This window comes from Streptomyces sp. MJM8645, assembly GCF_001625365.1.
In the GTDB taxonomy this organism is placed as follows: domain Bacteria; phylum Actinomycetota; class Actinomycetes; order Streptomycetales; family Streptomycetaceae; genus Kitasatospora.
In genome coordinates this window covers 2,250,134-2,275,354 of record NZ_LJJF01000001.1, presented here as the reverse complement: position 1 = coordinate 2,275,354, position 25,221 = coordinate 2,250,134, and the positions used below count along the sequence as shown (strand labels likewise).

The 25,221-nt window shown below is 72.8% G+C and carries 23 protein-coding genes; 15 read left to right on the top strand and 8 right to left on the bottom strand.

Going from position 1 to position 25,221, the window contains the following annotated elements:
• The first annotated feature begins 198 nt into the window (after nt 1-198).
• From A6F73_RS09725 to A6F73_RS09715, 3 genes are all read left to right on the top strand, one after another.
• On the top strand, nt 199-1,584 hold the full coding sequence (locus tag A6F73_RS09725; protein ID WP_063347428.1) for a Dyp-type peroxidase: 1,386 nt from the start codon (nt 199-201) through the stop codon (nt 1,582-1,584).
• A 225-nt stretch (nt 1,585-1,809) separates the two neighbouring features.
• Nucleotides 1,810-2,367: a hypothetical protein gene (locus A6F73_RS09720; protein WP_063347427.1), complete on the top strand. Its 558-nt coding sequence runs from the start codon at nt 1,810-1,812 to the stop codon at nt 2,365-2,367.
• Nucleotides 2,368-2,482: 115 nt separating this feature from the next.
• The gene (locus tag A6F73_RS09715) at nt 2,483-5,023 is read left to right on the top strand and encodes an ATP-dependent Clp protease ATP-binding subunit (protein WP_063347426.1); all 2,541 of its coding nucleotides are present in this window, start codon (nt 2,483-2,485) and stop codon (nt 5,021-5,023) included.
• Nucleotides 5,024-5,077: 54 nt separating this feature from the next.
• Here A6F73_RS09715 and A6F73_RS09710 read toward each other — a convergent pair whose 3' ends face one another.
• The gene (locus A6F73_RS09710; RefSeq protein WP_063347425.1) at nt 5,078-5,953 is read right to left on the bottom strand and encodes a metallophosphoesterase; all 876 of its coding nucleotides are present in this window, start codon (nt 5,951-5,953) and stop codon (nt 5,078-5,080) included.
• Nucleotides 5,954-6,178: 225 nt separating this feature from the next.
• On the opposite strand from A6F73_RS09710, the gene A6F73_RS09705 reads away from it, so the two are divergent.
• The 6 genes from A6F73_RS09705 to A6F73_RS09680 all read left to right on the top strand — a co-directional run bounded on the left by A6F73_RS09705 (nt 6,179) and on the right by A6F73_RS09680 (nt 12,756).
• On the top strand, nt 6,179-7,093 hold the full coding sequence (locus A6F73_RS09705) for a serine protease (protein ID WP_063347424.1): 915 nt from the start codon (nt 6,179-6,181) through the stop codon (nt 7,091-7,093).
• A 243-nt stretch (nt 7,094-7,336) separates the two neighbouring features.
• Nucleotides 7,337-8,827, top strand: coding sequence for a S28 family serine protease (locus A6F73_RS09700; protein WP_063347423.1), 1,491 nt, complete (start codon nt 7,337-7,339; stop codon nt 8,825-8,827).
• A gap of 160 nt (nt 8,828-8,987) precedes the next feature.
• Entirely contained in the window at nt 8,988-9,659 is a 672-nt protein-coding gene (locus tag A6F73_RS09695) for a TetR/AcrR family transcriptional regulator (RefSeq protein ID WP_079135563.1), read from the top strand.
• Nucleotides 9,643-11,277 carry an acyl-CoA dehydrogenase family protein gene (locus tag A6F73_RS09690; RefSeq protein ID WP_063347422.1) on the top strand — a complete coding sequence of 545 codons (1,635 nt, stop codon included), beginning with the start codon at nt 9,643-9,645 and terminating at the stop codon, nt 11,275-11,277. The genes A6F73_RS09695 and A6F73_RS09690 overlap by 17 nt, the downstream gene beginning before the upstream one ends.
• Nucleotides 11,274-12,158 (top strand): amidohydrolase family protein, encoded by an 885-nt coding sequence (locus A6F73_RS09685; RefSeq protein WP_063347421.1) that lies wholly within the window; start codon nt 11,274-11,276, stop codon nt 12,156-12,158. The genes A6F73_RS09690 and A6F73_RS09685 overlap by 4 nt, the downstream gene beginning before the upstream one ends.
• Nucleotides 12,159-12,312: 154 nt before the next feature.
• Complete coding sequence (locus A6F73_RS09680) at nt 12,313-12,756, top strand: hypothetical protein (protein ID WP_063347420.1); 444 nt, start codon at nt 12,313-12,315, stop codon at nt 12,754-12,756.
• A 7-nt stretch (nt 12,757-12,763) separates the two neighbouring features.
• Here A6F73_RS09680 and A6F73_RS09675 read toward each other — a convergent pair whose 3' ends face one another.
• From A6F73_RS09675 to A6F73_RS09665, 3 genes are all read right to left on the bottom strand, one after another.
• The gene (locus tag A6F73_RS09675; RefSeq protein ID WP_063347419.1) at nt 12,764-13,600 is read right to left on the bottom strand and encodes a helix-turn-helix transcriptional regulator; all 837 of its coding nucleotides are present in this window, start codon (nt 13,598-13,600) and stop codon (nt 12,764-12,766) included.
• 124 nt (nt 13,601-13,724) lie between these two features.
• Nucleotides 13,725-14,285, bottom strand: a complete 561-nt coding sequence (locus tag A6F73_RS09670; protein WP_347878526.1) for a DUF2269 family protein — start codon at nt 14,283-14,285, stop codon at nt 13,725-13,727.
• Between the two features lie 76 nt (nt 14,286-14,361).
• Nucleotides 14,362-15,069, bottom strand: a complete 708-nt coding sequence (locus tag A6F73_RS09665) for a 4'-phosphopantetheinyl transferase superfamily protein (protein ID WP_063347417.1) — start codon at nt 15,067-15,069, stop codon at nt 14,362-14,364.
• 284 nt (nt 15,070-15,353) lie between these two features.
• Here A6F73_RS09665 and A6F73_RS09660 point away from each other — a divergent pair, with 284 nt between their 5' ends.
• Entirely contained in the window at nt 15,354-16,787 is a 1,434-nt protein-coding gene (locus A6F73_RS09660; RefSeq protein WP_159398414.1) for a choice-of-anchor A family protein, read from the top strand.
• A gap of 159 nt (nt 16,788-16,946) precedes the next feature.
• Here the strand turns inward: A6F73_RS09660 and A6F73_RS09655 are convergent, their stop codons facing one another.
• From A6F73_RS09655 to A6F73_RS09645, 3 genes are all read right to left on the bottom strand, one after another.
• The gene (locus A6F73_RS09655) at nt 16,947-17,216 is read right to left on the bottom strand and encodes a hypothetical protein (RefSeq protein WP_063347415.1); all 270 of its coding nucleotides are present in this window, start codon (nt 17,214-17,216) and stop codon (nt 16,947-16,949) included.
• A gap of 161 nt (nt 17,217-17,377) precedes the next feature.
• Nucleotides 17,378-18,604, bottom strand: coding sequence for a kynureninase (kynU, locus tag A6F73_RS09650; RefSeq protein WP_208869067.1), 1,227 nt, complete (start codon nt 18,602-18,604; stop codon nt 17,378-17,380).
• 14 nt (nt 18,605-18,618) lie between these two features.
• Nucleotides 18,619-19,449, bottom strand: coding sequence for a tryptophan 2,3-dioxygenase family protein (locus A6F73_RS09645; protein ID WP_079135561.1), 831 nt, complete (start codon nt 19,447-19,449; stop codon nt 18,619-18,621).
• 215 nt (nt 19,450-19,664) lie between these two features.
• Between A6F73_RS09645 and A6F73_RS09640 the strand changes: the two genes are divergently transcribed.
• Complete coding sequence (locus A6F73_RS09640; RefSeq protein WP_063347413.1) at nt 19,665-20,108, top strand: Lrp/AsnC family transcriptional regulator; 444 nt, start codon at nt 19,665-19,667, stop codon at nt 20,106-20,108.
• Nucleotides 20,109-20,220: 112 nt separating this feature from the next.
• Nucleotides 20,221-20,766: an NADPH-dependent FMN reductase gene (locus A6F73_RS09635; RefSeq protein ID WP_063347412.1), complete on the top strand. Its 546-nt coding sequence runs from the start codon at nt 20,221-20,223 to the stop codon at nt 20,764-20,766.
• Nucleotides 20,767-20,797: 31 nt separating this feature from the next.
• On the opposite strand, the gene A6F73_RS09630 is transcribed toward A6F73_RS09635, so the two are convergent.
• Nucleotides 20,798-21,430: a MarC family protein gene (locus A6F73_RS09630; RefSeq protein WP_063347411.1), complete on the bottom strand. Its 633-nt coding sequence runs from the start codon at nt 21,428-21,430 to the stop codon at nt 20,798-20,800.
• A 200-nt stretch (nt 21,431-21,630) separates the two neighbouring features.
• Between A6F73_RS09630 and A6F73_RS09625 the strand changes: the two genes are divergently transcribed.
• The 3 genes from A6F73_RS09625 to A6F73_RS09615 all read left to right on the top strand — a co-directional run bounded on the left by A6F73_RS09625 (nt 21,631) and on the right by A6F73_RS09615 (nt 25,153).
• On the top strand, nt 21,631-22,191 hold the full coding sequence (locus A6F73_RS09625) for a DoxX family membrane protein (protein ID WP_063347410.1): 561 nt from the start codon (nt 21,631-21,633) through the stop codon (nt 22,189-22,191).
• 163 nt (nt 22,192-22,354) lie between these two features.
• Entirely contained in the window at nt 22,355-22,990 is a 636-nt protein-coding gene (locus tag A6F73_RS09620; RefSeq protein WP_159398413.1) for a hypothetical protein, read from the top strand.
• 333 nt (nt 22,991-23,323) lie between these two features.
• Nucleotides 23,324-25,153: a glycosyl hydrolase family 18 protein gene (locus tag A6F73_RS09615; RefSeq protein WP_079135560.1), complete on the top strand. Its 1,830-nt coding sequence runs from the start codon at nt 23,324-23,326 to the stop codon at nt 25,151-25,153.
• The last annotated feature ends 68 nt before the right edge of the window (nt 25,154-25,221 follow it).

Sequence of the window (25,221 nt, the reverse complement as noted above, 5' to 3'; positions counted from 1 at the left end):
ACGGCCTTCGAGTGTCGGCGGCCGGAATCCTTCCCGCGGCTGTGATCTGCCTGGTGGTTCCGGCGTGAGATCGCCGGCTCGACACGCTGTGTGAACTCCCACTGTGGGCGATGTCCGCATTGCACAGTGTGCGCAGGTTTGTGACTGTGCTGAGGAGGCCGCCATGCCCCTGACCCTCCGACCGTTCGCCCCGCGCGGGTGAGTGGGCCCACCGCCGGTGCGGTGCCGACGTTGGAGCTGGAGGACATCCAGGGCACCGTGCTGCGGCGTCGTCCGGACGTCTACCACGGTGTCTACCTGCTCTACCGGATCGACGACCCGGCCGCGGCGAAGCGGTCGCTGCGCGAGGTCCTGCCGGAGGTCACCAGCGCGGCGGACTGGGAGCGGCCCCGCCCGTTCACCCTCAATGTCGCCTTCACGTACCGGGGGCTGGCCCGGTTGGGTGTGCCGCCGGATTCGCTGGCCTCGTTCTCCCCGGAGTTCCGGGCCGGCATGGCCGCCCGGAAGGAGGTGCTGGGAGATCTCGGTGCCAGCGACCCCGGTAACTGGCCCCCGCCGCTGGGCGGCCCCGACGTGCACATCGGGGTGGTGATCATCGCGACGGCCTCCGAGGGGCTCCACGAGCCGGTGGCGGCGGCTGGCCGGCTGGCCGGGGTGAGCCTGGTCTACCGGCTCGATGTCGGTTCCCCAGTCACCGGGCGCGAGCACTTCGGGTTCCGGGACGGCATCTCCAGCCCGTACCTGCTCGGCAGCGCCGAGCGGCCGCTGCCCGGCCAGGACGCCGTCCAGCCCGGCGAGTTCCTCTTCGGCTACCCGGATGAGTCCGGGGCGGCGCCGGCGGGGCCCGCGCCGGACGTGCTCGGCCGCAACGGCTGCTACCTGGCCTTCCGTCAGATGCATGCGGACGTGGCCGCGTTCCGCAGGTACCTGCGGGACCAGGCCCGCTCGCCCGAGGACGAGGAACTGCTCGCAGCCAAGATCGTCGGCCGCTGGCGCAGCGGTGCGCCGCTGGCGTTGGCGCCGGAGCACGACGATCCGGACCTGGGCGCCGATCCGACGCGCAACAACGACTTCCGCTACCACGACGACCCGCGGGGCCTGCTCGTCCCGCGCGGCGCGCACATCCGGCGGGCCAATCCGAGGGACGGCCTGGCGGACACCGTGGTCGAGACCGGCATCCACCGGGTGTTGCGGCGCGGCGCGGCGTACGGTCCGCTGCTGCCGGCCGGGGCCTTGGAGGACGACGGCGTGGAGCGCGGGATCATCTTCATCTTCATGGGCGCCAGCCTGTCCAGGCAGTTCGAGTTCGTGCAGCAGGTGTGGCTCAACGACGGCGACTTCGCCGGCCTCGGCCCCGAGCAGGACCCGCTGGTCGGCAACAGCGGCGGCGCCGGTGTGCACACCATCCCGGCCCGCCCGGTCCGGCGCCGGCTCACCGGGTTGCCCCGGTTCGTGACCGTGCGCGGCGGCGAGTACTGCTTCCTGCCCGGCCTCGCCGCGATCGCCTGGCTCACCGCACTGCCGGACCCGGCCGGCGGCCCGTCCGCCGCGCCGCACTCATCGACATCGGAGGACGACGGGTGACCCTGCCCGAGAAGGACTTCACCCCCGTGCGGTACTCACCCGATCTCGTGCCGCCGGAGCCGGACTTCGACCGGCACCTCCAGCAGTCCAGACCATCCGTAAGGAGGTGTGCCGGCGCTCGTCGGTGCTGCGCCACGAGCTGAACGGCCAGCGCCGCGCCGAGCCGGCCTCGGCCGCCGACGTGCTTCCCGACCCGTCCTGACGCTTCGCCCGAAAGGAATCCAGATGTACGACTTCGACCCGTCGACCTACCAGCCGATCTCACCGGACGTGTCGGTCGAGGAGATCGCCAAGGCCTTCCAGAGCCCCCGTCAGCAGACCGAGGGCGTCGGCCTGCGGGCGGTGAACCGGTCGGAGTTCACCCTGATCGCACCGGTCATCCAGCCGACCGGGCCCGCCGTCTTCCTGGAGCGCGCCGAGAAGGCCTGCATCGAGGCGCCCTACTGGGAGAACCGCCTCGGGACGGTCCACGACCTGCGGGTCGCGCTCGTCAACGACGGTCATCAGGTGCTGTTCTGCGCGACCTACAGCGACGAGTTCAAGCCCTACGTCATCGACGTCATCCGCTTCGCCGCCCCGTGGATCGACCACATGTTCAACGACGTGGCGGCCGGCTACCCGGGCCTGGCCTCCGACCAGGCGGTCGACTACATCGCGAAGTACCAGGTGCAGGCCAACGTCTGGTACGGCGGGCCGAACCCGGAGGCCACCCCCAGGGACATCGGCAAGGCCATCGCGGTGGCCGCCGCGTTCGACGACCTGCTGGACGCCGCCCAGAGCTGACCGCGTGCGTCGACGGGCGTGCCGGCGCCCGTGCGGGAGGGGCCGGGGTTCGGGAGGCGGGGTGGGGTGGGCTGTGTTTGGGTGGCTGCACACCGCTTGGGAGAGGTGATCCTCCGTGACCATGCCCCCGTTCGGATCGAGTGATCCGTTCTCCGATCTGCTCAGCCGCTTCTTCGGGATGAGTCCGATGGCCTCCCCGCCCGCCGTGCAGCGGGTGCCGATCGGGCGGTTGCTGAGCGAGTCCTCGCAGGAGTTGCTGGGGTTGGCCGCGCACCGGGCCGGCGAGGACGGGATCAGTGATCTCGACACCGGGCACCTGGCCTGGGCGGCCACCCGGGTGGAGCCGTCGCGCCGGATGCTGGAGCGGGCGGGGATCGACCCGGACCAGCTGGCCGGTGACCTGGAGCGGTCGCTGCCGTCCGGGGATCCGGCGGCGGTGGACGGGCAGCCCGCGCTGACGCCGTCGGCCAAGCGTGCGCTGCTGGCGGCGCACGCCCGTTCGCAGGCGGCCGGGGCCTCGTACATCGGGCCGGAGCACATCCTCGGCGCGCTGCTGGACCAGGAGCGGTCCGGGGCGGGGACGGCGCTGCGCAACGCGGCGCCCTCGCAGGAGGCGTTGAAGACGGTGCTGGAGGGGCGCGGTGTCGGCGGGGAGCGCAGCAGCACGGGCGCGCACCCGAGCGAGACGCCGACGCTGGACGAGTACGGGCTGGACCTCACCGAGGCGGCGCGCTCGGGCCGGCTGGACCCGGTGGTCGGGCGGGCCGAGGAGATCGAGCAGACCGTCGAGATCCTGTCCCGCCGGACCAAGAACAACCCGGTGCTGATCGGCGAGCCGGGCGTCGGCAAGACCGCGATCGTGGAGGGGCTGGCGCAGCGGATCGTCTCCGGGGACGTGCCGCAGAGCCTGCGGGACAAGCGGGTCGTCACCCTCGACCTGACCGCCCTGGTGGCCGGCTCCAAGTACCGGGGCGAGTTCGAGGAGCGGCTGAAGAAGGTGATCGACGAGGTCACGGCGGCCGAGAAGAGCGTGATCCTGTTCCTGGACGAGCTGCACACCGTGGTCGGCGCGGGTTCCGGCGGCGAGGGTTCGATGGACGCCGGCAACATCCTCAAGCCGGCGCTGGCGCGCGGTGAACTGAGCGTGGTCGGCGCGACGACGCTGGACGAGTACCGCAAGCACGTGGAGAAGGACGCCGCGCTGGAGCGCCGCTTCCAGCCGGTGCTGGTGCCCGAGCCGAGCGTCGAGGAGACGATCGAGATCCTGCGGGGGCTGCGGGACGCGTACGAGGCGCACCACCAGGTGCGGTTCACCGACGAGGCGCTGGACGCGGCGGCGACGCTGTCCGACCGGTACGTCAGCGACCGCTTCCTGCCGGACAAGGCGATCGACCTGCTGGACCAGGCCGGTGCCCGGGTGCGGTTGCGCAGCCTGAGCGGCTCGACCGAGGCGACCGGGGTGCAGGACCGGATCACCAAGCTGAAGCGGGAGTTGGACGAGGCCGTCGCGGACGAGGAGTTCGTGCGGGCGGCCAACCTGAAGGCCGAGCTGCGGCAGACCGAGGACGAGCTGGCGGCCGTCGCCGAGTCCCGCGAGGAGGTCGTCGATGTGACCGCCGACGACATCGCGCAGGTGCTGTCGTCCCGGACCGGCATCCCGGTCGCGGAGTTGAACGCGACTGAGCGGGAGCGGCTGCTCAAGCTGGAGGAGCACCTGCACGAGAAGGTGATCGGCCAGGACGAGGCGGTCACCGCGGTCGCGCAGGCGGTGCGCCGCGGCCGGGCCGGGATGGGCGACCCGGACCGGCCGACCGGCTCCTTCCTCTTCCTCGGGCCGACCGGCGTGGGCAAGACCGAGCTGGCGAAGGCGCTGGCGGCGCTGCTGTTCGGCGACCCGGACCGGATGATCCGCTTCGACATGAGCGAGTTCCAGGAGAAGCACACCGTCTCCCGGCTGGTCGGCTCCCCGCCCGGGTACGTCGGCTACGACGAGGCCGGGCAGCTGACCGAGGCCGTCCGCCGCAAGCCGTACAGCGTGCTGCTCTTCGACGAGGTGGAGAAGGCGCACCCGGACGTCTTCAACCTGCTGCTCCAGGTGCTGGACGACGGGCGGCTGACCGACTCCCAGGGGCGGACGGTCGACTTCCGCAACACCGTGGTGATCATGACCAGCAACATCGGCTCGCAGCGCATCCTCGACCACGCCGGGAACGTGGACGAGATCCGTGGCGACCTGATGCGCGACCTGCACCAGCAGTTCCGGCCGGAGTTCCTGAACCGGATCGACGAGGTGATCGTCTTCCACGCGCTCACCCGGAAGGACCTGCTGTCGGTGGTCGGTCTGCTGCTGGAGCGCAGCCGGCGTCGGCTCAAGGCGCAGGACGTGCAGTTGGAGGTCACCGAGGCGGCCAAGGAGTGGCTGGTCAACCGCGGGTACCAGCCGGAGTTCGGGGCCCGGCCGCTGCGCCGGACGATCCAGTCGGAGCTGGACAACCGGGTGTCCAACCTGCTGCTGGACGGCACGGTGCGGGAGGGCGACACGCTGATCGCGGAGGTGAGCGACGGCGACCTGGTGGTCACGCTCGCCCGGCCGGAGGCGTCGGCGACCTTCGAGGAGGCGCAGGAGAAGGCGGAGGAGGAAGCGGGGGAGGCCTGATCCGTCGGAGATCTGCCCCGCCGCCGGACGGTCCGGCGGCGGGGCAGCGCGTACCTACGCCTGCGGGAAGACCTCGCGCAGCAGCGGCTCCGGCAGCCCGCGCTTGCGCCACTCGCGCGGGTAGCCGAGCGAGACCTCCTCGAACGGGACGCCGTCGTAGCTGGTCTTGCGGGGGATGTGCAGATGGCCGTAGATCATCGCCGCGGTGTTGAAGCGGCGGTGCCAGTCCGCGGTCAGTTCGGTGCCGCACCACTGGGCGAACTCGGGGTACCAGAGGATCTCGGTGGGGTGGCGGACCAGCGGGTAGTGGTTGACCAGGACGAGCGGTACGTCCGGGTCGCAGGCCGCCAGCCGCTGCTCGGTCAGCCGGACGCGCTCGCGGCACCAGGAGTCGCGGTCCGGGAACGGGTCCGGGTGGAGCATCCGCTCGTCCGCGCAGACGATGCCGCTCTCGTAGGCGGCCGCCAGGGACTCCTCCTTGGTGGTCGTGCCCGGCGCGCGGAAGGAGTAGTCGTACAGGAGGAAGAGCGGGGCGATGCGGACCGGTCCGCCGGCGCCCTGCCAGAGCGGGTACGGGTCCTCGGGGGTGAGCACGCCGAGGTTCCGGCAGAGGTCGACCAGGTGGTCGTAGCGGGCCACGCCGCGCAGCTGCACCGGGTCCTCGGGGTGGGTCCACAGCTCGTGGTTGCCGGGGGCCCACACCACGCGGGCGAAGCGTTCGGCGAGCAGTCCGAGCGCCCACTCGACGCTGGTGGTGAGTTCGGCGACGTCTCCGGCGACGAGCAGCCAGTCGTCGGGGGTGGTGGGCCGGATCTTCTCCACCAGGTCGCGGTTCTCCTGGTAGGAGATGTGCAGGTCGCTCACGGCGAGCAACCGCCCGCCCGCCCCCGTGGGCTCCGACGGCGCGTCGCTGCGGTACTCGGTAGTCACTCCTGCCCCCTGTGGTCACCCGTCCGATGTCGCCACAGTACGTGGCGGACGGGGGCCGTGGGGCGGGTTGACGCGATCGGCCGTGCGAAGGGAGGGGCCGGCGGACCGCCGCCACCGCGCGAACGAGCCATTGCGGCCGAAGTGCTTTCTTGGTGTCGTCTTGACTCTTGACAGTGAGTCATGTCCGCGACAGCTTTGGTGCACCCCCACACCGAGAGGTCTCTCATGAAGAAGCCGCTCATAGGCATGCTCGCCACCGTCCTGGTCGCCGGAGCAACCGCCCTCGCCGGCGCCCTCCCGGCCCAGGCCGCCACCGCGGAGGCCCCCGCCGCCGTGTCCGTCGCGGCCCAGGACGGCCAGTCCCTGAGCGCCCAGGCCCAGGTCACCGACACCAAGGCGGCCCCCCGCGCCGTCAACTTCGCCGGGACGGTGGCCCTCAACAACTGTTCCGGTTCGCTGGTCCGGATGCCAGGCTCGGCCGCGAGCGACCCGGCCCTCGTCCTGTCCAACGGCCACTGCCTGGAGTCCGGCATGCCCGGCCCCGGCGAGGTGATCCTCAACCAGCCCTCCAGCCGGACCTTCACCCTCCTCAGCTCCAGCGGCAGCGGGCTCGGCACCCTGCGCGCGACCAAGGTGGTCTACGGCGCCATGACCGACACCGACGTGTCGATCTACCAGCTGAACACCAGCTACGCCTCGATCCAGTCCCGGTACGGGATCGCCCCGTTGACCATCTCCGCCGCCCACCCCACGCAGGGCACCTCGATCAAGGTCGTCTCGGGCTACTGGAAGAAGATCTACTCCTGCTCGATCGACGGCTTCGCCTACCAGTTGAACGAGGCGGACTGGACCTTCAAGGACTCGGTCCGCTACACCTCCGGCTGCAACGTGATCGGCGGTACCTCCGGCTCGCCGGTGGTGGACGCGAACACCGGGCAGGTGGTCGCGGTCAACAACACGATCAACGAGAGCGGCGAGTCCTGCACCCTCGACAACCCGTGTGAGGTCGACGAGAACGGCTCGGTGACGGTGCACCAGGGCATCGGCTACGCCCAGGAGACCTACGGCATCCCGGCCTGCTTCGCCGCCGGCAACCGGTTCGACCTCACCCTGCCCGGCTGCACCCTGGTCCGGCCCTGACCTGAACCGTCACGACGGCCCTGACCTGAGCTGATCCGACCTGGCCTGACCGCCGCCCCGCGCCCGACCGCCACGTCGTGACGGAACCGGGGCGACCCCGCTGACCAGCACCGATCCCCGATGGGCCACCCGCGAACGGCGGGTGGCCCATTCGGCCGTCCACCAGGCGGCCGGCGCACCACCCCCGCCGCACTGTCGTCCCGGCAGAGCGGCAGTCATATCCGTGTGACCAATGGAGAGTTGATGACCACCACGCTGCGAAGGCTGCTGGTTTCCGTCCTGCTGATACCGCTGCTCGCGCTCGGCGGCCTGGCGACCCCGGCGCTGGCCGCCGGTGCCCAGGGCGCCGGCGCCGCCGAGGCCGCCCACGGCCGGAGCCCCGCCGACGACCCGAATGCCGACATCAAGGACCGCCTGGCGGCGATCCCCGGGGTGACGATCACCGAGGAGAAGCCGACCACCACCGGTCACCGCTACTTCCTGCTCACCTACACCCAGCCGATCGACCACTTCCGCCCCTGGCTGGGCACCTTCCAGCAGCGCTTCAGCGTGCTGCACCGGGGCTACGACCGCCCGACCGTCTTCTACACCAACGGCTACACGCTGGGCACCAACCCGTCGCGCACCGAGCCGACCCGGCTGGTGGACGGCAACCAGGTGTCCATCGAGTACCGGTACTTCACCCCGTCGCGCCCCGAGCCGGCGGACTGGTCCAAGGCCGGCATCCGCCAGCAGGCCGCCGACTCGCACCGGCTGGTGACCGCGCTCAAGCGGATCTACCAGCAGGAGTGGCTCTCCACCGGCGCCAGCAAGGGCGGCATGTCCTCCACCTACTTCCGCCGCTTCTACCCGGACGACGTCGCGGGCACGATCGCGTACGTGGCGCCGAACAACACCGACGTCAACGACTACGCGGCCTACACCAACTTCTTCCGCACCGTCGGCACCCCCGAGTGCCGGGCCGCGCTGAACGCCGCCCAGCGCGAGCTGCTGGTGCGCCGCGACCGCCTGGAGACCCGCTACGTGGCCGACAACAAGGCCGCCGGCTCGACCTTCAACACCCTCGGCACGCCGGACCGGGCGTACGAGGCGGGCGTGCTCGACGTGGTCTGGGCGTTCTGGCAGTACAGCACCGAGGCGGACTGCGCCAAGGTCCCGGCCGCGGCCACCGCGACCGACGACGCGCTGTACGCGTGGTTCGACTCGCAGTCCGGCATCACCGGCAACAGCGACCAGTCGCTGGCGAAGTACACCGCGTACTACTACCAGGCCGCGACCGAGCTGGGTGCGCCGTTCTTCGACGTCTCGCACCTCAAGGGCGTGCTGCACTACGACTACAAGGAGCTGTACTCGGCCCGGTCGTACGTGCCGAAGGACATCCCGATCTCCTTCAACCCGAACGCGATGCGGGACATCGACCGCTGGGTGAAGCACGACGCCGAGCGGATCATCTACGTCTACGGCGGCAACGACCCGTGGGGCGCCAAGCCGTTCAAGCTCGGCCGGGGCAGTGACGACAGCTACGTCTACACCGTGCCGGGCGGCAACCACGGCTCCAACATCGGCCAGTTGCCGGCCGCGCAGTCGGCGGAGGCGACCGCCAAGGTGCTGGAGTGGGCCGGCCTGGGCGACCAGGACGCCGCCCGCTCGCTCGGCAAGAAGCAGCAGATCCCGCCGTTCGGCCCGCTCGACGAGGAGGGCCTGAAGCTGGAGTCGCAGCGCCACCCGCTGTAAAGCGCCACCCGCTGTGACCGGCAGGTCGTAGCGCTGTGTGACGCCTTGGAGGAGGCCGCCCCCAGCCCGGGGGCGGCCTCCTCGCGTATCTGGCGGGGCCGGCCCGCTCGGGACGGGCCGGGCCCTATCTGAAGTACTGAATCAGTGCTTCAATGCTTTTATGGCCTACCGACGCACGCCCGCCGTCCAAGCCCGGCTGGACGCCCAGCGCGAGGCCGTGCTGCAGGCAGCCGTCCTGCTGCTCGCCGAGCGCGGCTACGGCGGCTGCACGATGGCCGCCGTGGCGGACCGTGCCGGGATCGCCACCGGAAGCCTCTACCAGCACTTCGCCAACAAGGCCGAGCTGTCCGTGCAGCTGTTCCGCCGGGTGGTCACCCGCGAGATGGCCGCCGTCGACGCGGCCGTCGCCCTCCGGGAGGGCCCGCGGCAGCGGATCGCCGCGGTCGTCGAGACCTTCGCCGCCCGCGCTCTGCGCGCGCCCCGGCTGGCGTACGCGCTGCTGGTCGAGCCGGCCGACGCGGTCGTGGACAGCGAGCGCCTGGTGTTCCGCCGGGCGTTCCGGGACGTGATCGCCACCGAGATCGCCGCCGCCGTGGCGAGCGGCGAACTCCCCGAGCAGGACCCGGTGCTGACCGCCGCCGCGCTGGTCGGCGCGGTCGGCGAGGCACTGGCCGGCCCGCTCGCGGCCGCGCCTGCGCCTGCGCCTGTGGCAACGGCCGCGCCCACACGGACGGCCGCGCCCACGAAGTCGGCGGGCACCACCGACGTGGTCCCCGCCCTGGTCTCCTTCACCCTGCGTGCCCTGGGAGGACGCGATGACAGCGACGCATGAGGTCACCAACCAGGTGCCCCTGCCGTACGGACACGACACCGCCGCCGATCCGACCCTGCTCGCCGCCCTGCACCGGGCCGGCGCCGGCTGGGCCGAGTCCGAACTGCACGAGCTCGGCCGCCTGGCCGGCTCCGAGCAGGCCGCCGAGTGGGGCCGGCTGGCCAACGAGAACCCGCCCGTCCTGCGCACCCACGACCGCTTCGGCCACCGCGTCGACGAGGTCGAGTTCCACCCGGCCTGGCACGAGCTGATGCGCACCGCCGTCTCCCACGGCCTGCACGCCGCGCCCTGGCGGGACGAGCGGCCCGGCGCCCACTCCGCCCGGGCCGCCAAGTTCTTCGTCTGGGGGCAGGTCGAGGCCGGCCACACCTGCCCGATCTCGATGACCTACGCCGCCGTCCCGGCCCTGCGCGCGAACCCCTCCCTGGCGGGCGAGTTGGAGCCGCTGCTGGCCGCCACCACGTACGACTTCGGGCTGCGCGAGCCGCGCACCAAGCGCGGGCTGATCGCCGGCATGTCGATGACCGAGAAGCAGGGCGGCTCGGACGTCCGCACCAACACCACCACCGCGACCCCGCACCCGGACGGCACCTACCGGCTGACCGGCCACAAGTGGTTCACCTCGGCGCCGATGTCCGACCTCTTCCTGACGCTCGCCCAGGCGCCGTGCGGGCTCAGTTGCTTCATGCTGCCGCGCGTCCTCCCGGACGGCACCCGCAACCGCCTCCAGCTGATGCGGCTCAAGGACAAGCTCGGCAACAAGTCCAACGCCTCCGCCGAGCTGGAGTACGACGGCGCGGTCGGCTGGCTGGTCGGCGAGGAGGGGCGCGGGGTGGCGACCATCATCGAGATGGTCAACATGACCCGCCTGGACTGCACCGTCGGCGCCGCCTCCGGCATGCGCTACGGCGCGACCCGGGCCGTCCATCACGCCCTGCACCGGCGGGCGTTCGGCCGGCCGCTGGTGGACCAGCCGCTGATGCGCAACGTGCTCGCCGACCTGGTGGTGGAGTCCGAGGCGGCCACCGCCGTCGCGATGCGGCTCGCCCAGAGCACCGACCTGGCCCTGGCCGGGGACGAACCCGAGGCGCTGGTACGGCGGTTGGGCCTGGCGGTGGCCAAGTACTGGGTCTGCAAGCGCGGCCCGGCGCACGCCGCCGAGGCGCTGGAGTGCCTGGGCGGCAACGGCTACGTCGAGGAGTCCGGGATGCCCCGGCTCTACCGGGAGGCGCCGCTGGTGTCGATCTGGGAGGGCTCCGGCAACGTCGCCGCCCTGGACGCGCTGCGCGCCATGGCCAAGCGCCCGGAGACGGTCGAGGCCTTCCTCGGCGAGCTCGACGCCGCCGCCGGGGCGGACCGCCGGCTGGACGCGGCCGTCGCCGACCTGCGCAAGCAGCTCACCGACCAGGCCGACCTGGAGTACCGGACGCGCCGACTGGTCGAGTCGATGGCGCTGGCCTTCCAGGGCGCGCTGCTGGTCCGCCACGGCAGCCCGGCGGTGGCGGACGCGTTCTGCGCCACCCGCCTCGCCGGGGACCGCGGCTCCGCCTTCGGCACCCTGCCGTCCGGCGTCGACACCGCCGGGATCATCGACCGGGCCCGCCCGGTGCCGGCGTGAGCGAATCCCAGGAGGTCCGCGCGTTCTGGCAGGCCCTGGGCCTGCCCGGCCTCATCGACGTGCACACCCACTTCATGCCGAAGAAGGTCCTCGACAAGGTGTGGGCGTACTTCGACGCGGCCGGCCCGCTGGTGAACCGGCCCTGGCCGATCACCTACCGCGAGGCCGAGGAGCAGCGCGTCCAGCGGCTGCGGGACTTCGGCGTCCGGGCGTTCACCTCGATGCTCTACCCGCACAGGCCCGGCATGGCCGGCTGGCTGAACGCGTGGTCGGCCGACTTCGCCGCCCGCACCCCGGAGTGCCTGCACACCGCGACGTTCTTCCCCGAGCCCGAGGCGCCCGGCTACGTGGCCTGCGCGATCGAGGACGGCGCCCGGGTGTTCAAGGCGCACGTGCAGGTCGGCGGCTACGACCCGGCGGACCGGCAGCTGGACGAGGTGTGGGGGCTGCTCGCCGAGACCGGCACGCCGGTGGTCACCCACTGCGGGTCCGGACCGGTGCCGGGCAACTTCACCGGCCCCGGTCCGATCGGCGAGGTGCTGAAGCGCCACCCCGGACTGGTCCTGGTGGTCGCCCACCTCGGCATGCCCGAGTACCGCGACTTCCTCGACCTGGCCGAGCGCCACCCGGCCGTCCGGCTGGACACCACGATCGCCTTCACGGACTTCGCCGAGGCCGACGTCCCGTTCCCGCGCGCCGAACTGCCGCGCCTGCGCGGCCTCCAGGACCGCGTCCTGCTCGGCAGCGACTTCCCCAACATCCCGTACCGGTACGTGCACCAGCTGGAGGCGCTGGCCGGGATGGGCCTGGGGGAGGAGTGGCTGCGGGCCGTCTGCCACGACAACGCCGCCGCGCTCTTCGGGCTCGCCCCGGCGGGCTGAGGAGGCCGGTTGCCGGGGGTGCGGCCCTGAGCGCCCCCGGCCCGGGCCCTTACCTGCGGGGTAATCGACGCCCGGCGGCCGGGCGGGCAGGGTGGGGGGACCCGGCCGGCGTCACCGCCGCCGGGCCCCATCCCCGTCAGGAGGCTGATCCGCCATGTCCGCGAACGCCCTCACGCCCGCCCGCCCCGGCTCCGCCTCCCCCCTGTGGACGGTGCGCGGCGTGCTCGCCCTGGACGCCCTGGTCACCGGCGGCAACGGCCTCGTCTACCTGGCCTTCGCCGGCCCGGTCGGCGAACTGCTCGGGGTCGGCCGCAGCGTCCTGTTCGCCCTCGGGCTCTTCCTCACCGGCTACGCCCTCGGGGTCGGCGCCCTGGCCGCCCGCCGGCGGCCGCCGCGGCTCGCGGTGCAGGCGGTGATCGACCTCAACGCCGTCTGGGTGGTGCTCAGCCTGGTGGCGATGGCGGCCTGGTTGGAGCCGACCACGGCCGGTGCCGTCTGGATCCCGGTGCAGGCGGCGGTGGTGGCCCTGTTCGCCGTCCTCCAGTTCACCGCGCTGCGCCGCCGCGACGGGGGCGGCACCGGGGGGCGTCGTACCTGAACCGGGGTCAGCGCTCCGGGCCGACCGCGTCCTGGAGGAACCGCACCGTCTCCGCGTCGGCCGGCAGGAGGGTCTCCATGGCCAGCTCGGAGACCGTCACGTCCAGCGGCGTGTTGAAGGTCGTGATGGTGGACAGGAAGGACAGCACCCGCCCCTCGTGCCGGATCCGCATCGGCAGCGCGAACGGGAACAGCCCGGCGCCGTCCGCCTGCTCCCCGCCCGGGCCCGGGTCGTCCGCCGCCGTCGGGTAGCCGGCGACCTCCTCGTACAGCCGCCGCAGCGCCTCGCCGCACAGCAGCTCGATCCGGTGCTCCACCCGTTCCAGCAGGTGCCGCCGCCACTGCGGCAGGTTCACGATGCGCGGCGCCAGCCCCTCGGGGTGCAGGGCGATCCGCATCGCGTTGAGCGGCGGTTCCAGCAGGTGCGGGGCGACGCCGTCGAGGAGCAGCCCGAGCGAGCGGTTGGCCGCCAGCACCTGGAAGGTCCCGTCGACGACCAGCGCCGGGTACGGGTCGTGGGCGGCGAGCAGCCGCTCCAGGCCGCCGCGCAGCGCGTCCATCGACGGGTCGTCCAGCGGCGTCTCGGGGAAGTGCGGGGCGTAGCCGGCCGCGAGCAGCAGGGTGTTGCGCTCGCGGACCGGGACGTCCAGGTGTTCGGCGAGCCGCAGCACCAGCTCCCGGCTCGGGCGGGACCGGCCGTTCTCGACGAAGCTGAGGTGCCGGGTCGAGGAGTCCGCCCGCAGTGCCAGTTGCAGCTGGCTGAGCTGCCGCCGTTCGCGCCAGCCGCGCAGCAGCGGTCCGACTCCGGTACCCGTCGGGCTGCCCATGCCCGCCATGATCGTCATGGCCAGGACGGTACTGGACCGGGCCCGCCCCGGGGGAGAGGGCCTTCCGGCCCGGTCGGTGTGGATTCGGGTGGCACGGCTGGGCGGTGGAGCTTTTCGTTCGGTACGGCTTCGGGGGTCCGGCTCAGACGCCGGTGCTCGACCCCGGCCGGATGACCATCAGCACCACGACCACCGCCCACAGCAGGTTGAACACCCCGGCCGTCATCGGCAGCAGCCGCAGGCCCTGGACGGCCTTGGCGTGCTGCTCCGGCGCGGTGTCGGCGCCGAGCGCGTCCACCGCGGCCTGCTGCCCGGGCAGGACGAAGAGCAGCAGCGAGAGCGCGGCGATCGCGGTGAGCACCATCGAGACGATGATCCAGGACTGCCCGAGCACGTCCATCACCTGGGCCAGGCCGATGCCCATCACCGGCACCGCGACCCCCAGCAGGGCGTAGACCTGGGTGATCCGGTGCAGGATCCGCAGCACGCCCGCGTCCGAGGCCTGGTCCGGCCCGCCGGCCAGCGCGGCCTTGGCCCGGCGCGGGAACATGCTGACGGCCACCGCGACCGGGCCTATGAACAGGACCGACGCGAGGACGTGCAGGCTCAGCAGGAACTTGGCCATGGCGGGGACACCCTTAAATCCGGCGGTGGGCAGCTGGTGCGACGGGCGTCCGGTGGCGGCGCGCCCGCGATCAGGCACGCTAACACCGCTTATCCGGGGGCCCGCCGCGCGGGTGGGCGTGCTCGTTCCGCAGGACTGCAGTGCTCCGCCCTGTTCAGCCCGCCGTCGTCAGCTGGACGATCCTCGGCGCGGCGGTGCTGACCGCCGCGACGGCGGCGCCGTGCTCCGGGTCGGCCCAGTCGAGCAGGTGCAGGTCCTGGTGGCGGCTGCGCAGCGGGGCGCCGGGCGGGACGTCCAGGGGCAGGTCGGACAGGTCGACGGAGGCCAGGGTGTCCAGGGTGGCCCGCCCGATCTTGATCAGCGACTCCTTGCGCACCCACAGCCGCAGGAACGCCTGGTCCGGTTCCGGTGCCGCCTCGACCAGGCGCAGTTCGGCGGGGGAGAGCACCCGGCGGGCGACCGCGCCCAGCGATCCGCCGCGCGCGGCCAGCTCGACGTCCACCCCGACCGGCTGGTGGCCGGCTCCGGCCGCGACCACGCCCCGGGTGTGCGACAGGCTCACGTGCACCTCGGGGTGGTCCGGCAGGTACGGCTTGCCGTGGTCGGCCAGGCCGCAGTCCGGGCACTGCTGGGCGAGCGTGAGCGAGGCCGCCGGGACGTCGAGCAGCCGGGCGGCGCAGAGCCGGACCAGCACGTGGCCGGCGGTGAAGTCGATCCGCCCGGACTCGTGCCGGAAGCGCGCGGCGCGCTCGCGTTCGAGGGGGGTGAGCAGGTGCTCGCCCGCTTCGGGGTGCCGCAGTACGGCGTCGGCGGACGCGACGGCGACGAGCGGCGTGCTCTGGTCCTGGGCCTCGGAGGTCATTGCTCCAACCTAACGGGCGCGGACGTCGGGCGGGGGCGGCGCGGAGGTCGCCCGGGCAGGGCCGGTGGGAGGCGACTGCTGCGCCGCGCGGTGGATTTTCGGATCGGATCTGAGGATCTGTAGGGTAGGAATCGCCCGATTTGAGGTTGGATGTCCCGGATCTGTGGGATCGCCAGCAGATAGTACGAACGGGGCAGGTTATGCGCGCCTGCTCTTTTTCCTATGCGCGGAGGAATGTGTCGATGGGTCAGGGCACCGGTACGCCGGATCACAGAACGACCGCCGTGAGAAGAGAACCCGCCACCCGCAGGCGTCGGACCGTCCGGGTCGCCGTGGCGACCGTCGTCGCGGCGCTGCCGCTGGCGGCCGTGCTGACGGTCGGTTCGGCTGCTCCGCTCGCCCCGCCGCTGGGCGCCTGCACGGGCCCCGACTGCCCCGCCACCTGGCCGCCGCCGAACAACGGCGACTTCCCCGGCCGGGACGCCAGCATCAACGTCTTCACCGGCGGCAACTACACCGTGACCGGCCGCGCCGCCGAGGCCGAGGGCAAGATCGTCACGCTGGGGAACCTGACCGTCGAGAAGAACGGCGGCGGCATCTACAACATGGGCGTCGTCGGCGTCGGCTCGCGCGTCGTGCCGCCCAACGGCAGCGACTTCGTCACCACCGGCGGCAACGTCGACGTCGTGACCGGCAACTCGATCCTGATCGGCGGGAGCGACTCCCGCGGCCCGGCCTTCGGCAACCTGCGCCACGCGGGCAGCGTCACCGGCACCGTCAGCATCGACCCCACCGGCCAGGCGATCCAGGACCCGAACGCCGCCGCCCCGTACCAGACGGTGCTCACCCAGATCGAGGAGATCTCCGACTGCGTCGGAAAGGCCACCGCGACCGGCACCGTCGACATCTCCTCCAGCCAGGCGACCTTCACCGGCGACGGGACCAGCCTGAAGCAGGTCTTCAACGTCACCCAGAACCTCGCCTCGCCGAGCGGCGGGCAGATCGGACTGGTCTTCAACAACATCCCGGCCGGGGCCACCGTCGTGGTGAACATGCTCGGGGACAGCCCGATCATCAACACCTACACGGGCACCGGCCTGGCCGGGGACCAGACCACCGACATGCGGTCGAAGCTGATGTACAACTTCCCGACCGCGACCTCGGCGCAGATCCTCGGCAGCGCCCAGTTCCAGGGCTCGGTCCTGGCCGGCAACCCGGGCGGCACCACGACCATCGCCCAGCCCGGGATGAACGGCCGGGTGTACCTCGCGGGCAACCTGATCCACACCGGCACCGGCGGCTACGAGATCCACAGCTACCCGTTCGACGGGGACCTGCCGGACTGCCAGACGACGCCGAGCCCGTCGCCGTCCACCTCGCCGTCCTCTTCGCCGTCGTCGTCCCCGTCCTCGTCGCCCTCTTCCTCCCCGTCTTCCTCGCCGTCCTCTTCGCCGTCGTCGTCCCCGTCCTCCTCGCCCTCTTCCTCGCCGTCGTCCCCGTCCTCGTCGCCCTCGGCCAGTCCGTCCAGCTCGGGCCCGGCCCCGACCAGCCACCACCCGTCCGAGCACCCGACCAGCCACCACCCCGGTGGCGGCGGTGAGTTGCCCTCCACCGGCGCGGGCAACGCCCCGGTGGTCTTCGGCCTGGCCGGCGTCGGCCTGCTCGGCCTCGGCGGTCTCGCTGTCCTGGCCGCCCGCCGTCGCGGTCGCCACAGCTAGGTCCGGCTTGGGGCTTGCCCAGCGCAAGGAACGCCCGAGCAGCAACAACGGCCCAGGCCGCCCGCGTCGACCCCGACCGGGCGGCCTGGGCCGTGTCGGCGGCCCGCCGCAGGCACGCGTCGGCCCCTCGCCCAGCACGGGCGAGGGGCCGACGGCGGCTCAGCGGGAGCGGAAGAAGCGGTCCACCGTGCGGCGGCCGGCGGCGACGGCGTGCACCGGTTCGCCGACCACCCGGCCGGCCTCGGCTTCGGCGCGGATGGCGTCGGCGCGTTCGGTGCGGCCCTCGGTCGCGTCCCACCGCTCGGCCTGGGCCCGCTCGACGCGGGGGAGGAGGCGGTGGCCCAGCGTCCATGTGATCAGGAAGAGCAGGGTCAACCCCAGGGCCAGCATGAAGGGTTCGGGCTCAAGCGGTCCGAGTTCGATGTTCATGCAAACCTCCCTTTACGGCTGACGGTAAGTCAACCGAGAGGCTTCCCAAGGGTGATGGGGGTCGAACTTTACCTGGACATGACCTGCGTCACTGTCCCGTGACGGACTGTCCGCCGACGCCGGGCCCGGACCGTGCCGGGCCCGGACCGTGGCGCCGGGCCTCAGGTCACCTCGCCCCGGCGGGAGAACCGCTCCGCCCGCCACTCCCCGCCGGCCAGCACCTCGGCCAGCTCCCGGGCCGCGTCCCAGACGTCGGTGTACGAGAGGTACAGCGGGGTGAAGCCGAACCGCATGAGGTCGGGCGCACGGAAGTCACCGATCACGCCGCGCGCGATCAGCGCCTGCACCACCGGGTAGCCGTCGGCGTGCCGCAGCGCGACCTGGCTGCCCCGCCGGGCGTGCTCGCGCGGGGTCACCACCTCGATCCCGTCCAGACCCTCGACCAGTCCGATGAACAGGTCGGTCAGGGCCAGGCTCTTCGCCCGGACGGCGGCCGGGTCGGCGCGCTCCCAGACGTCCAGGCTCGCGCCCAGTGCGGCCTGTCCGAGCAGTGACGGCGAACTGGTCAGGAAGCGTCCGATGCCCGGCTTGGGGTCGTACCCGGGCTCGAAGGCGAACGGGCGGGCGTGCCCGAACCAGCCGCTCAGCGGCTGCCGCGGGCCGGCCGCCAGGTGCCGCTCGGCGGCGTACAGGAAGGCCGGCGAACCGGGGCCGCCGTTCAGGTACTTGTAGGTGCAGCCGACCGCGAAGTCCGCGCCCGCAGCGCCGAGTTCGACCGGCAGCGCGCCCACCGAGTGGCAGACGTCCCAGATCATCAGCGCGCCCGCGGCCTGCACCCGGGCGGTGATCCCGGGCAGGTCCAGCAGCTCGCCGGTGCGGTAGTCCACGTGCGAGAGGACGACCGCGGCGACGTCGCCGTCCAGGTGCCGGTCCAGCTCCTCCGGCCGGACCAGCACGCTGCGCGCGCCCTCGACCAGGCCGGTGGCGCCCTCGGCGATGTACAGGTCGGTCGGGAACGCCTCGCCGTCGCCCAGCACCGTGCGCCGCCCGGGGCGCAGCCGCAGCGCGGCGACGAGCACCTTGAACAGGTTCACCGAGGTGGTGTCGCAGACCACCACCTCCTCCGGGCCGGCCCCGACCAGCGGGGCGATCCGCCGCCCCAGCCGGTAGGGCTGCTCGAACCAGCCGGCGTCGTTCCAGCTGCGGATCAGCTCCCGGCCCCACTCCTCCTCGACCACCTGCCGCACCCGCTCCGCGGTGCGCACCGGCAGCGCGCCGAGCGAGTTCCCGTCCAGGTAGACCACCCCGTCCGGCAGGGCGAACTCCTTGCGGAACGCCGCCAGCGGGTCGACGGCGTCCAGCGCCGCGCACTCCTCGCGCGTGACCATGCCCATCCCCTCGTTCACAGCTCGTCCCGGATCGTCCACAGCTCCGGGAAGACGTCCTGCTCGGCGGACCTGCGCAGCCAGCTCAGCCCGCTGGAGCCGCCCGAGCCGGGCTTGCCGCCCATGGTCCGCTTGACCGCGGACAGGTGGCGCTGGCGCCAGCGGGTGACCCGCTCGGCGACGTCCAGCAGCGCCTCGGCGAGTGGCTGCAGGTCGGCGTGCTCCGGGTCGGTGTAGACCAGGCGCCAGGCCGCGGCGACCTCGTCGCTGGCGCGGTAGCGCTGCTCGGAGGGCTCCGGGCGCAGCGGCAGGCCGCGCCGGGCCAGCAGGGCCAGCGCGTCGTCGTACAGGCCGGGGGAGCGCAGCGCCTCGGTCAGCTCGGCCTGCGTCCGCGGCATCCCGTCGTACATCGCGAGCAGTGCGGCGTTCTTGTTGCCGAGCAGGAACTCCAGGTGCAGGAAGGCCGCGGACTGGAAGCCAGAGGCCTGGCCGAACTCCGCGCGGAAGCCGTTGAACTCCTGCGGCGTCATGGTGGCCAGCAGGTCCCAGGACTCCACCAGCACGTCCTGCGCGTGGGTGCCGCGCCGCAGCGCGGCCAGCGCGGCGGGCAGGTCGTCCTCGCGCAGCGCGCGCTGGGCGAGCGTCCACTCGTGCCGCAGCAGGTCGAACAGCAGCTCCATCACCTGCGTGGTGACGATGAACGACAGCTCGGCCGGCACCTTGCTGCGCGGGTGCTGCAGGCTGTGCAGCTCGTCCAGGCACACGTAGCGGGCGTACGGGGTGCCCCGATCCGGCTCCCCGCGCCGACCGAACGACAGGCTGGGTGTCTCCACCGTGTCGTGCCCCATCCCGATTCCTCCTGATCCACCCGGGCCCGTCGCCCGGACCGGCGACCAGACGGACGGCCTGGTTCCACCGGGGTGCCCATTGTGCGGCGGTGCGACCCCCCGGTTGAATGGTCGACGGACACCGCAACCGCGATCCGGGCTGTCGTTCGCGAGGCGTTCGGCCGATTCGCTTTACGATCGCGAAACCACCCATTCCAGTCACTCCGGGAGCCGCCATGGACGCCGTCGACCGCCGCCTGCTGGCCGAGTTGCAGACCGACGCCAGGCTCTCCTACAACGAACTCTCCCGCCGGGTGAGCCTGTCCGCACCCGCGGTGGCCGAACGGGTCCGCCGACTGGAGTCCGACGGCGTGATCACCGGGTACCACGCCCATGTGGACCTCAGCCGGGCCGGACTGCCGATCACCGCGCTGGTCCAGATCCAGTGCTACGGCCCGCGCTGCGTGCTGCGCGACCCCCAGGTGGCCGCCTGGCCGGAGGTGCTCCAGCTGCACCGGGTCACCGGCGGGGCCTGCTGCGCGCTGCTGGTCGCGGTGCCCACGATGGCCGATTTCGAGGCCCTGTGCGACCGGCTCGGCGGCTACGGCCAGCCGTCCAGCTCGATGATCCTCTCCAGCCCGGTGCCCTGGCGGCCGGTGGTCGCGCCCGCCGGGGCGTAGCGCCGTGGAGCCGTGAAGCCGTAGTGCCGTCGCCCCGGCGCGGCGCGGCGTGGCGCCATGGCGCCGTCACGGCCGCCGAGCGGCCCGGGGCCGGAACGGTAGGTTCCTCGGCATGCCGAACGAGCGTCACATCCTGCTGCTGCCCGGGAGCCTGCGGGCCGGTTCCACCAACGAGACCGTGCTGCGCACCGCCGCCGCCGTGGCCGCCGCCACCCCGGGCCTGCGGGCCACCTACTACGCGGGGCTGGCCGGCCTGCCGCACTTCAACCCGGACCACGACACCGACCCGCTGCCCGGGCCGGTGGCCGCCCTGCGCGCCGCCGTCGAGGCCGCCGACGCGCTGCTGGTCTGCACCCCCGAGTACGCCGGGACGCTGCCCGGCTCCTTCAAGAACCTGCTGGACTGGACGGTCGGTGGGACGGAGGTCGCGGACAAGCCCGCCGGCTGGATCAACGCGGCCGGCCCGGGCCGGGGTCAGGGTGCGGAGGCCACCCTGCGCACCGTCCTCGGCTACACCGGCGCGGCCGTGGTGGACGGGGCCTGCGTCCGCATCCCGCTGGACCGCGGGGCGGTCGGCCCGGACGGGCTGGTCGCCGATCCGCTGGTGCGGGAGCGGATCGGCGAGGTGCTGGCCCGGCTGGCGGCCGCCGCGGTCTGACGGGTGGCGGCCTGGCGGGCGGCGGCCTGGCTCAGTGCCCTTCGGGCATGTGCACCCCGAGCCCGGCCAGGCCGGTCAGGAACAGCTCCACGCCGACCGCCGCGAGCAGCAGCCCGAGCAGCCGGGAGAGTACCTCCAGCGAGGTGCGGTGGGTGCGCTGCATCAGCGGCGCGAGCAGGGCCACGCAGACGTAGTTGATCACCACGACCGCGAGGTAGGCCCCGCCGATGGTGGCCTTCCAGCCCCAGTCGTTGCGGGCGAGCGAGGCGACCAGCACGGCGGTGACCGCGAGCGGGCTGGCGATGTACGGCAGCAGCAGTTCGCGGATGCCGTCCACCATCGGGTTCGGCAGGTGGTCGCCGTCCTCGCTCTCGCCGCCGAGGTGGACGCCGAAGACCAGCGCGACCGCGTAGATGAAGAAGATCGCCCCACCGGCGAGCTGCAGCGACTGGTCGCTGATGTGGAAGAGCGTGGTGACCTCGTCCGCGGTGAAGCCGAGCACCAGGCCGATCACCGCCGAGATGACCGTGCTCCACGCCGCCAGCCGCCGCAGTTCCCGGGTGCTCCGGGTGGAGGCCAGCCGGGCGAAGGCCAGCAGGACCTTGGGCGGGCCGACCACGGCGAAGAAGGTGATGAAGGCGCTGCTCAGATTGAAGACGAACATGCGCCAAGCATGACCGCGGCGGCTGGTGCGGCCGCTCCGCCACGCCACGCCCCGCGGTCGGGCGTGGCGTGAATCTCGTCGGGGGGCGGTTCATTCCCGGTCGCCGGCGAATTCGCCCGGATGGCCGTCCCGGCTCGAACGGGTGCGCGCTCTCGGCTCCCATGGAAGTCGGATCACCTGCCCGGGAGCGAGGATGCGACATGTGTCTGAACCGTAAGGACCTGGGCCTGCTGGCCCTGCGCGGCGCGGTCGGCGGGGTGCTGATCGCGCACGGCACCCAGAAGCTGTTCGGCTGGTTCGGCGGCGGCGGCCTGGAGGGCACCGCCCAGGCGATGGAGCACATGGGCTTCCACCCCGGCCGGCAGAGCGCCATCGCGGCGGGCGCCGGTGAGGCGGGCGGCGGCGTGTTGCTGGTCGCCGGGCTGGCCACCGGGGCGGCCGGCGCGGTGGTGGCCGGGACGATGGCCGGCGCGGTGGCGGTGCACGCCCCCGGGGGCTTCTTCGCGACCTCCGGCGGCTACGAGTACCCGGCCTTCCTCGGCGCGGCCGGGTTGGCGCTCGGCCTGGCCGGTCCGGGGCGGTACTCGCTGGACCACCTGACCTGCCACGTCCTCGACCGGCCGTGGATGGGCCTGGCGGCCTTCGCGGGGTCCGTCGCCGGGGCGTACGGCGTGGTGGCGCGGCGCCGGCACGTGGTGCGGCTGCGCGAGGAGCGGGCCGCGATGGAGGCGGACGCGCAGGAGGGCTCGGGGCTGTCCTGACGCGCCGGCGGCCCCAGGTCCTGTCCGGGGGCGGCCCGCGCCGGCCTGCTAGCCCGGGTCACCCGGAGGCACCAGTCCTGCTGGCGGCCCCCGGGCGGCCCTCGGAGGGTGGGCGGGGAGGCGTGCCGGGCAGCCCGGCGCCGAGGCAGAAACGAGGGACCGCATGGACCGCCTGGACCGCATGGACCGCCAGCCGCTCACCCGGATCGGTTCGAGGCCGCGGGTCACCGCGCAGCACCTGGACGCGCCGCCGGTGCGCCGCCAACGCCGGGCGGTGGCCGGGGTGTTGGCCGCCACCATGGTCGCCGGGGTGGCGCTGGCGGGCTGCTCCTCCGGAAAGAGCGCGAGCAGCGTGGCCACCTCGGCCTCCGCCGCGATCGAGCGGGGCGCCTCGGCCGCCGCGTCCGCCGCCTCGGCGCTGGCCTCGGTGGCGGGCGGGGCGGGGGCGGTGATCGCCTCGGCGGAGGCGCGGGCCTCGGCGGCGGTGTCGGCGGCCTCCTCGGCGGTCGCCGGGATCAAGGGTGGGCTGGACGCCAAGGGGGACGTGGCCGTCGGGGCGGTGAGCACCGGCTCGGACGGCAGGGCGCAGGTGGAGCTGACCGTCACCAACCACGGGCAGCAGTCGTACCGGTACGTGATCCAGGTCGACTTCACCGACGACTCCGGCTCGGTGCAGGACGCGACCGCGGTGACGGTCCAGGACGTGGCGGCCGGCCGGAGCGCCCAGGCCACCGCGCGCAGCAACCGGGACCTCTCGGGCAGCCTGAAGGCCGTGGTGGCGAACGCGCTGCGCTACTGACTCCCGCTACTGGCGCGCAGGTCAGCGCGGGTGTCCGGCGGGGGCCGAACCTTAAGCGCGGCTCAAGGCCCAACGGGACCCCTTGACGGGGGAGTTGGTCTAGTCCATTTTTATTGCCCAGGTGCAGGGAGCCCCTGAACCGGCGTCAACGGCCTCGTGCCGCGGGCGCCGGTTCGGCACATCCCGGTGTCCGTCCAGGCCCGATCCCGCTGATCCCGCTCGATTCCCCGCACGATTCCCCGCACTGAGCTGTCATGTCCCGGTCGCCCGACCCCACCTCGGGCGCATCCCCACGGGACGACGCAAACCCCCACAACCAGGAGTCACGCACCCATGCTGCGTTCACGCATTGAAAGGGCCGGGACCCCGGCTCCGACGGGCGGCCGTCGACGCCGCCCGAAGAGCCTGGCCGCCGTCGCGGCCGGCACCGCCGCCTCCGTGCTGCTCGGCGCGGGCCTCGCGCTGACCGGCGGCGCCGCGGCCAACGCCGCGACCACCAACACCACCGGCGCGGCCGCCACCAGCGGCGGCATCAAGGTCGCCTACTACGACCAGTGGTCGGTCTACGCCAACGCGTACTACCCGAAGACGATCCAGGACACCGGCGTGGCCGGGAAGCTCGACTACCTGATCTACGACTTCGGGAACATCCACCCGACCGACCTGGGCTGTTTCGAGGCGACCAAGGCCGCCGACACGAACGACAACAACCCCAACGCGGGTGACGGCGCGGCCGACGCGTTCGCCGACTACCAGAAGAGCTTCGGCGCGGACATCTCGGTCGACGGCGTCGGCGACGTCTGGAACCAGCCGATCGCGGGCAACTTCAACCAGCTGAAGAAGCTGAAGGCGAAGAACCCCAACCTCAAGATCCTGCTCTCGCTGGGTGGTTGGACCTACTCCAAGTACTTCTCGCCGGCGGCCGCCACGGACGCCTCGCGCAAGCACCTGGTCTCGTCCTGCCTCGACATGTTCATCAAGGGCAACCTCCCGAGCGACGCCGGCTACGGCGGCCCGGGCACCGGCGCCGGTGTCTTCGACGGCATCGACATCGACTGGGAGTACCCGGGCGGCGGCGGCCACACCGGCAACATCTCCAGCCCGGCCGACAAGCAGAACTTCACGGCGCTGCTGAAGGAGTTCCGCACCCAGCTGGACGCCCAGGGCAAGGCCGACAACAAGACCTACGCCCTGTCGGCGGCGGTCGGCGCCGGCCAGGACAAGATCATGAACGTCGAGACCGACAAGATCGGTCAGTACCTCACCTTCCTCGACGTCATGACCTACGACATGCACGGCGGCTGGGACGCCCAGGGGCCGACCAACCACCAGGCCGCGCTCTACGCGGGCCCGAACGACCCGTCGACCCCGGTCAAGCCGGGCCACGGCAAGTACTCGATCGACAACGCCATCAAGGCGTGGACGGTCGGCGACGCGGACTACGGGATCCCCGGCGGCTTCCCCGCGAACAAGATCAACATGGGTGTGCCGTTCTACTACCGCGGCTGGACCGGCGTCCAGAACAACGGCAAGAACGGCCTGTTCCAGCCCGCCGCCAGCCCGGCGACCGGCGCGGCGATGTCCGGCAACGTCCCCGGCATCCAGATGTACAAGGAGCTCGCGGGCTTCGTCGACAACCCGTCCAAGACCTTCTGGGACGACGACGCCAAGGCCACGTACTTCTACGACGGCAACACCTTCTGGAGCGGTGAGGACACCCGGTCGATCCAGGCCAAGCTCGACTACGCGCACTGCAACGGCCTCGGCGGTTCCTTCGCCTTCTCGCTGTACGACCTGGGCACCAAGACCGGCCTGTTCGACACGATGGTGAACGCCACCAACGGCTCCGCCGCCGGTTGCCCGGCCCCGCCGACCGGCACCCCGAGCAGCACGGCGACCCCGACCCAGACCCCGACCGGCACGCCCACGGGCACGCCGACCGGCACCCCCACGGGTACCCCGACCGGTACCCCCACCGGCACCCCGACCTCGCCGGCCGGCTGCCCGGCCGCCCCGAGCTGGGACGCCAACACCACCTACGCGGCCGGCGGCACCAAGGTCTCGTGGAAGGGCCACTACTACACCAACAAGTGGTGGACCAAGGGCGACGACCCGAGCCAGGGCGGCCAGTGGGGCGTCTGGACCGACAACGGCGCCTGCTGACCCCTCGGGCGGCATGAGCTGAGGGCCTGACGGACCCTCGCGGCACCTGAACCAAGCAGTCCGGCCCG